Raw genomic sequence first — 2,287 nt, 5'->3', positions numbered from 1 at the left:
ACTTCAAATGGCATTCTCGAAATATTGGGAGAACATGATATAATACAAGTGCCTTTGGCAACCAAAATATATTTGCGGTTCTTTAACGGGGATGCTAAGATGGAAGCAGGTGACTACAAATTTCCTTCTCCCATCAGTCCCATAGAAGTGATAAACCAGCTTAAGCACGGGAAAAGACGAACCAAGGCTCTTACCATCCCTGAGGGTTGGACCCGTTTTGAGATTGCCAAACGTATTGCAAAAGCGTTTCCAGGAGAACCTTTGATGAGTGAAAAAGAGGTACTGGCATTGATGGATGATACCAGCCTTATCCAAGAGATAGATTCCAAATCAAAAAACCTTGAAGGCTATCTTTATCCTACAACTTACCAGTTTGAGTTGGGCACCCACCCCAAAGAGATAATTGCTAAAATGGTGCAACAATTTAAATCAGTCTGGCAACCAGAATGGGATAGTTTAGCACAAGAAACAGGAAGAACAAAGCGAGAAATTGTCATCATTGCCAGTCTCATTGAAAATGAGTCAAAAATAGATTCGGAACGTAATTTGGTGGCTTCTGTAATTTACAATCGCCTTAAGCAAGGAATCCCCTTGGGAATCGATGCTACCAACGTATACATCGCCAAACTACTCGGCCGTTGGGATGGTATCATTCACAAGAGTGATGTTGAAGTAGATCATCCGTACAATACTCGTAGAGTACTTGGATTACCTCCCGGTCCAATCAGTTCACCGAGCAGGACCGCTATTGAAGCCGCGCTACATCCGGCACAGACAGATAATCTATATTACGTTCTAAATGTACAGGCGAATGATGGTTCACATTACTTTTATTCAAGCGCCACTGAGTTTGCTAAAGGCAAGGCTGATTATCAAAGGTGGTTGGCTGGCCAACGAGACAACTGAAATTAATAAAAGGTAAGGTTCAAATAAACGATGATATAGTTATAAATTCGTTATTTATGCGTATATTATACGTATAAATATTATTTTATCATGATTCGCAAGGAATTACACTTAGATGAAAGGGTCGTTTCGGCATTAGAAGCCGAGGCTAAAAGACAAAATCGTAGCCTTAAAAATTACCTGGAATATATAGCTATAGAACAGGCTAAAATGCTTGAAGTTCCATCAAAGGAATACACTGACATGATGGACCATTTATTGAACAAGTTCGATAACAATGAAATAGAATTCTCTTCAATTGAAGAGGTAATGAGTAGGAATGGCATATCAAATTAATGTCTCAAAAGATGCCGAGAAAGATCTCTTAACTGCGAAATGTCATTACAGAGTATCTGGCCTCGAAGAAACTTTTGATACTGATTTTATAAACCAAATCGCTTATTTAAAAGTCAATCCTTTCCTTTTTCAAATTTATTACAGGAACGTGAGAAGGGCTCATTTCAACACTTTCAAATTTTCGATTCATTTTATCATTCACAATGAAGTAGTCTATATTTTAAGGGTATTACACCATAAACAAAAGTTCAACTAAACGATGCGCTGAGTGCTTATTCAGATTTGTTCTCGGCCCCGGGGCTTCATCCCTTTTTTGTGGTGATCTCCACCACGCCGTTTCTGGCCTTTTTACCATGTTTCTCGATGGCCTTATCTCCCTTGAGGACGTTGATGGATTCAATTTGGTCCGGGCGAAGTGCCTTCATCTTTTTTTCACTGGCTTTTTTACCATCGATAAAAATCAAAGGTTTTGCCCCATCCGTAGCGACAAAAATCGCATCATCGGAATCACCGGAGGTTTCGGAATCTATGATAACGGTCTTGACCCTGGTATCGGAATCCCCTTCGGTGTGCAATTCGATGATTTCGTTATCATCTGAGTTTATGCTTTTTGCAATAAAGACCTTCCTGCTCCCATCGGAGGTTTCATTGTCCTCGAGGATTTTAATAGTCATATTCTCGTCCTCACCCATTTTGTGAAGTTCAGATTCGCTCACCGTCTTCCCATCCACGACAATGACCCGCTCGCCTTTCACCTCGCGAATTTCAATGGTCTTCGCATCCGCACCTTCAGCGTCGTACACCCAGACGTTGTGATTGCCGGAACCACTGCTGAAATGTAACTCAGAGCCTTCCTCAATTTCGTGCAGGGCAGATACCTCCCCGATGGAAATGCCGCCTTCTGCGGTGATACGCAGCATCATCGGTTTGATGGGCTCTTCGGAATCTGAATTGTAAGATCCTGTAAAGGTATTTCCATTTTTGGCCGTGCCAATGACGTTTATGGATATATCTATGATCTCTCTAGCTTCATTGCGGACCGTGG

The 2,287-nt window shown here is 41.4% G+C and carries 3 protein-coding genes and 1 pseudogene; 3 read left to right on the top strand and 1 reads right to left on the bottom strand.

The window, feature by feature from the left end; translation table 11 throughout:
• From mltG to WBV75_RS10145, 3 genes are all read left to right on the top strand, one after another.
• The coding region (mltG, locus tag WBV75_RS10155) for an endolytic transglycosylase MltG (protein ID WP_424120501.1) at window positions 1-906 on the top strand (906 nt) is incomplete at its 5' end.
• A 90-nt stretch (window positions 907-996) separates the two neighbouring features.
• Window positions 997-1,242: a hypothetical protein gene (locus tag WBV75_RS10150; RefSeq protein ID WP_424120500.1), complete on the top strand. Its 246-nt coding sequence runs from the start codon at window positions 997-999 to the stop codon at window positions 1,240-1,242.
• Window positions 1,226-1,498: a type II toxin-antitoxin system RelE/ParE family toxin gene (locus WBV75_RS10145; protein WP_424120499.1), complete on the top strand. Its 273-nt coding sequence runs from the start codon at window positions 1,226-1,228 to the stop codon at window positions 1,496-1,498. The genes WBV75_RS10150 and WBV75_RS10145 overlap by 17 nt, the downstream gene beginning before the upstream one ends.
• A gap of 46 nt (window positions 1,499-1,544) precedes the next feature.
• Here the strand turns inward: WBV75_RS10145 and WBV75_RS10140 are convergent.
• Window positions 1,545-2,287 (bottom strand): annotated as a pseudogene (locus tag WBV75_RS10140) (hypothetical protein); the annotation flags it as partial.

Origin of the sequence: Robiginitalea sp., assembly GCF_049588695.1 — a bacterium.
Classification (GTDB): Bacteria; Bacteroidota; Bacteroidia; order Flavobacteriales; family Flavobacteriaceae; genus Robiginitalea.
The sequence above is the reverse complement of the archived record's forward strand: the minus strand, read 5'-3'. Positions and strand labels throughout refer to the sequence as shown.